At 45.9% G+C, this 5,260-nt stretch carries 3 protein-coding genes; 2 read left to right on the top strand and 1 reads right to left on the bottom strand.

All coding sequences use genetic code 11. The features are described 5' to 3' along the window. Positions 1-92: 92 nt before the first annotated feature. Positions 93-848 (bottom strand): IS1634 family transposase, encoded by a 756-nt coding sequence (locus tag BLR42_RS21775; protein WP_170832938.1) that lies wholly within the window; start codon positions 846-848, stop codon positions 93-95. A 396-nt stretch (positions 849-1,244) separates the two neighbouring features. Between BLR42_RS21775 and BLR42_RS21770 the strand changes: the two genes are divergently transcribed. Together BLR42_RS21770 and BLR42_RS21765 are read left to right on the top strand one after the other, a co-directional pair. Beyond that, a complete protein-coding gene (locus tag BLR42_RS21770; RefSeq protein WP_091873733.1) occupies positions 1,245-3,980 on the top strand; it encodes a hybrid sensor histidine kinase/response regulator in 2,736 nt (911 codons plus the stop codon). Position 3,981: 1 nt separating this feature from the next. After that, positions 3,982-5,037 (top strand): acyltransferase, encoded by a 1,056-nt coding sequence (locus BLR42_RS21765; protein ID WP_091873730.1) that lies wholly within the window; start codon positions 3,982-3,984, stop codon positions 5,035-5,037. The last annotated feature ends 223 nt before the right edge of the window (positions 5,038-5,260 follow it).

Here is a 5,260-nt window from a genome sequence, read left to right as displayed (position 1 = left end):
AATCCCATCTTTGACAGTCTAATGGCGAGAGAAGCCTTATTTTAAGGCATCTCTCGCCATTTTAAAATGCATAAAAGTGTAGCTATATATAACTATTTTTTGCCTTTGGATTGACGTATGATTTTTCGCATTCCCATGTCTGTTGTGATCTCATAATCCGTGCGAAAGCCAGCGGTCTGGTGTAATTGATCTGTGATGTCGGTGCGTGTATAGGACGGGGTGTATCCCATCTTTTCGCCTGGACGATGCATCATCATTGAGCGCAATGTATCAAGTATCTGTTCGCATGTATAGTTCTCACCGAGCTTTTTCTCGAGCAAGCGGTAGATGAACAGTGCTATGAAACAGGTCAGGAAATGTGCTTTTATTCTGTCCTCGCGCTGTAGAAACACTGGTCTTGCTTTAAAATCGGTCTTCATTATGCGGAAGCATTCTTCGATTTCCCATCGTTTCTTGTTAATGGAAATCACTTCGTCAACACGAGCATCATCCAGATTTGTACAAACAGCATAGAAACCATCATACATTTCCTCTTCAGCTATCATTGCTGTGTCTATATAAACATCTTCTATGTCACATACTTCCCCATCTGCCGTCATTGCATTTTTCTTTATAAATCTATGAGGGTCATTTTGATTTTTCGGACGCTGCTTATACTTGCCTGAGTCTATCATTTCCTGGGCGCGCTCAATCTGACCATCTCGGATATGCCTGAGATAGTTCCTGTACTTCAAGGAATCACCTAGTTTCTCCACAGTGATTGATGTGGTTCCTCCAGATTTTTTTCGAATAGATTTCTGGACATAAAAATGAACTGTATTTTTTGATGTAGTGATGGTCAGTTTCATGATGTAGTATCCCCCAACCCTTATTATAGCATATATAGACACAAATAGCCACATATAAAATGTCGAAATTTGACAAAAATAAAAAGCCTGGAATCCAGACTTTTCAAGACTTTGAGGGTTGTTGAGTTGTGGTTGGGATGAGGTTAGACTGTCAAACTTCCGGGACAGGAGATGGACAGGGAAGTATATGAGGAGAACTTTTCCGGAAGAGACTGGGACAGATTTATTGCAAAAGAACAGCTTATTTTTATTGATGATACACTTTACTGGTGCATTTATTGAGATATAATGATATTAGGGAAAAAAGTTTCCGCGTCATGCTTGCATGTAAGGAACGCTCCGTAGTTCAAGTTATTCCTTAACATAAATCAAAGATATCTGTGATGGAGGTATCTCATGAAAAAAGAATTTAAACTGATCATCGGCGGATTTCTGTTTATTTTTATCCTTGCTGTTGCCACTTTTATGACCCTCAACGCTTTTATGGACACACAGACTGAGAAGGATGTCCGGACCATAGCGCAGGTGCATCTGCAGGGCGTTGCCGAGCAGGAGCTTGACAGATTTGAGGCCATAAAGTCTATCAGGTGGACGCAGATCGCTTCAATGAAAAAGGAGATAGCTGCCGTGGACAACCACGATGCTGATAAGGTCCACGATATCATAGTCAATGCAGCTGAGTTTCAGTCGCTTGCCAACTGCAGCCTTATTTCTGAAGACGGCGAGCTTGAAAATGAATACGGCACACAGATAGAGAGGCTTGGTGACCTGGATTTTATCATGGAATCCCTGGAGAGCGGCAACAAGGTTGTGACCGGAGGCTGGACCATCAATGAACAGGTGATAATATACGCGGTGCCGCTCACTGTGGAAATGGAGAACGGCCAGGAGAGCCTGGGTCTTCTCTGGTGCATGTCTATGTCGAATTTTTCCGATATGATGAGCATAGAGGCGAACAACTCACTGATCTATTTTCACATAATCAGAAGGGACGGAAGCTATGTCCTTAATAATGCTGATGTAGTCGGAGAGACATATTTCGAAAAGGTGCTCGGGCATGTTTCTCCCAAGGGCATGACTGCTGAGGAAGCGGTCAGCATGATAAAGGATGCCATTGCTTCAGATCAAAAGTTCAAGATGGATACGAACTATCTTGACACGGTCATGAACATCGATGAGAGGAGGAGCGTGTACGGCTGTCACCTTCCCGACAGCAACTGGTATCTTGTGTCCATTATTCCCTACGGGGTGCTTGACAGGACTATAGAGGATATGGGCCGCTCCAGGAACAGGGGCATGTTCGTGTCTATAGTTGTGCTCACTGTAGGGGTGCTTATTGTCATGGGGCTGTATATGCTCATGACAAGGCGCCAGATAACTGAACTTGAGGCTTCAAGGAGGAAGACCGAGGAGGCTCTGGAGGAGTCCAGGGCATCACAGGAGGAGGCGATCGAATCCAGAGACAAGGCTGAGAGCGCTATGATGGAGTGGGAAGCTGCAAGCGACGAAGCCATGAAGGCGAGAACTGAAGCGGAGAAAGCAAAGGAAGAAGCTGAGAAAGCAAGAGAAGCTGCTGAGAAGGCAAACAAGGCAAAGAGTGAATTCCTCTCCAATATGAGTCATGATATAAGGACACCTATGAATGCCATCATAGGAATGACGGCCATAGCCCAGGAGCATCTGGATGACAGATCCATAGTCGACGACAGCCTGCGCAAGATAAATCTGTCCAGCAAGCAGCTCCTTGGTCTTATCAATGATGTCCTTGACATGTCCAAGATAGAGAGTGGCAAGATGACCCTTTCCATGGATGTGCTCTCTCTCAGAGAGACCATGGAGACCATGTGCGACATCATAAGACCGCAGATCAAGTCGAAAAATCAGAACTTTGACATCTTCATAAACAACATAATATCAGAGAACGTATACTGCGACGGCGTGCGGATAAACCAGGTGCTGCTGAATTTCCTCAGCAACGCCGTGAAGTTCACTCCCGAGGGAGGCGACATATCCGTAAGCCTCTATCAGGAGGAATCTGAAACCGGCAGACATTTCGTCAAGACTCATTTTATCGTGAAAGATACGGGCATTGGAATGTCCGAGGATTTCAAAAAGAAGCTCTTCAATGCCTTTGAGAGGGAGGACAACAAGGTCCACAAGATCCAGGGCACCGGTCTTGGAATGGCAATAACCAAGCATATCATAGATGCCATGAACGGCACCATAGAGGTAGAGTCCGAGCAGGGAATGGGCAGTTCCTTCCATGTAATACTTGACCTTGAAAAGGCTGAGGGCGGAAACGGACCGATGAAGCTTCCGTCAGACTGGAGGATACTGGTCGTGGACGACAGCAAAGAACTGTGCGAGACGGCCGAGCTCTCCTTGAACGAGCTTGGAGTGAAAGCCCAGTCCTGCTATGACGGTGAGAGCGCTGTGAAGATCGTCAGGGAAGCGCATGAGAAAAACGAGTCCTTCTTTGCAATACTCATAGATTACAAGATGGACGGGATGGACGGCATTCAGACTGCGCAGAAGATAAGGGATATCCTGGGCGATAATACTCCTATCAGCCTGATCTCTGCCTATGACTGGTCAGAGATAGAAGAGGAAGCGAGAGAAGCGGGGATAAACGGCTTTATCCCGAAGCCTCTGTTCAAGAGTACACTCTATCATGAACTTAAAAAATACTCCGAAGGCGATCATGAGGAGAAAGCTCCTTCTGAAAAGAAAAAGGGTGCATCCCAGAGCTTTGAGGGCAGGAAATTCCTGCTTGCGGAGGATATAGAGCTTAACGCGGAGATAGTTAAGAGATTTATCAAAAAATCGGGAGCGGAGGTTGATGTCGCGGAAGACGGCCAACAGGCGGTCGACTTGTTCTCTGCTTCAGATGAGGGTTACTATGACTTCATACTGATGGACCTCAGAATGCCGCATATGAACGGTCTGGAGGCCACAAAGCTCATCCGTTCAATGGACAGAAAGGACGCGGCGTCAGTCCCGATAATAGCGATGACCGCGGACGCTTTTGCCGAGGATGTGAATAAGTGCCTTGAGGCAGGAATGAACGCCCACGTGGCCAAGCCGATAGATTTCCCTGCCCTGGGCAGGGTGCTTGCAAGATTTACGGACTGATATGCAAAAGACAGACAGAGGCAAAAGAGAATCCAATATTGAGCTTTTGCGGATCTTTGCTGCGATGGGAGTAGTGCTTCTCCATTACAACAATCCGTATTTCGGGGGAGGCTTTTTATCTGTCCGGGCAGGGAGCGTAAATGAGGCTGTCCTGGTCTATTTCGAGACCGTATCTGTCTGCGCTGTGGATCTCTTTGTGCTTATCTCAGGATATTTCCTCGGGACTTCAGACAGAAGGGACCTGCGAAAGCCCCTTGGGCTCATTGCCCAGCTTTTTGTGTTCGGGACGCTGTTTTTTGTCATTAAGGAGCTGCCGAAGGCGGAGCCTGTGACATTTGACAGGGTCCTGTCATATTATGTCCCGGGCTACTGGTTTGTCTTTGTCTATATAGCGCTGTACCTGATTTCTCCCTATATCAATACCCTGATGGACGATCTGACAGGAGAGGGAAAGAAGAGACTGGTCGTCATTCTATTTGCACTGTTTGCCGTCTATCCGATACTGGTGGACAGCCTTCAGTATCTGAGCGGAAGGTCACTTGGAGGGATCAGTACTGTCGGCATAGAGGGCAGCCAGTCGGGCTATACGATAGTAAATTTCGTCCTTATGTATGTGACAGGCCGATATATAAGGGATAATGATAAATGCTACAAAACTTCCCGTCTGCTTCTGTTTCTTATGGTGGATCAGATTATGATCATCGCATGGGTCATCGGGGATAAAATTATTACTGGGAAGAATATTTTCGAGACGACGGCGTGGAATTACGAAAATCCCCTGGTCATCTTCGAGGCAGTTCTCTTTTTTCTGATATTTAAAAATATGAAGATAAAGAGCAGCAGAGTGATAAATACTCTCTCTGCGGCGTCATTTTCGGTGTATATCCTTCACATCCATTTTCTGGAATATCTCAGGATAGAAAAATTTGCTGACAGCTCACCGCTGATGCTGATACTCCATATGATCATCAGCGCTGCCCTCATCTATCTTCTGAGCTTTTGCCTGTATATGGTATATCACTTTACCGCCGGGCATCTGTTCAGGAAGCTTCACTGAACAGTATCCTTTTATTCCCGTGAGCAACGAGCCAAAGTCATGCCCCGACTGCTTGCAGCGGGTATTTGACTTCGTGAGCAGAAACATCAGTTACACCTTTTTCCCACATAATGCGGATATTATGTTAAAATCCCATCTTTGACAGTCTAATGGCGAGAGAAGCCTTATTTTAAGGCATCTCTCGCCATTTTAAAATGCATAAAAGTGTAGCTATATATAACTA

Origin of the sequence: Butyrivibrio sp. INlla16 (assembly GCF_900104155.1) — a bacterium.
Classification (GTDB): Bacteria; Bacillota; Clostridia; order Lachnospirales; family Lachnospiraceae; genus Butyrivibrio.
This window is presented reverse-complemented; position numbering and strand designations above follow the sequence as displayed.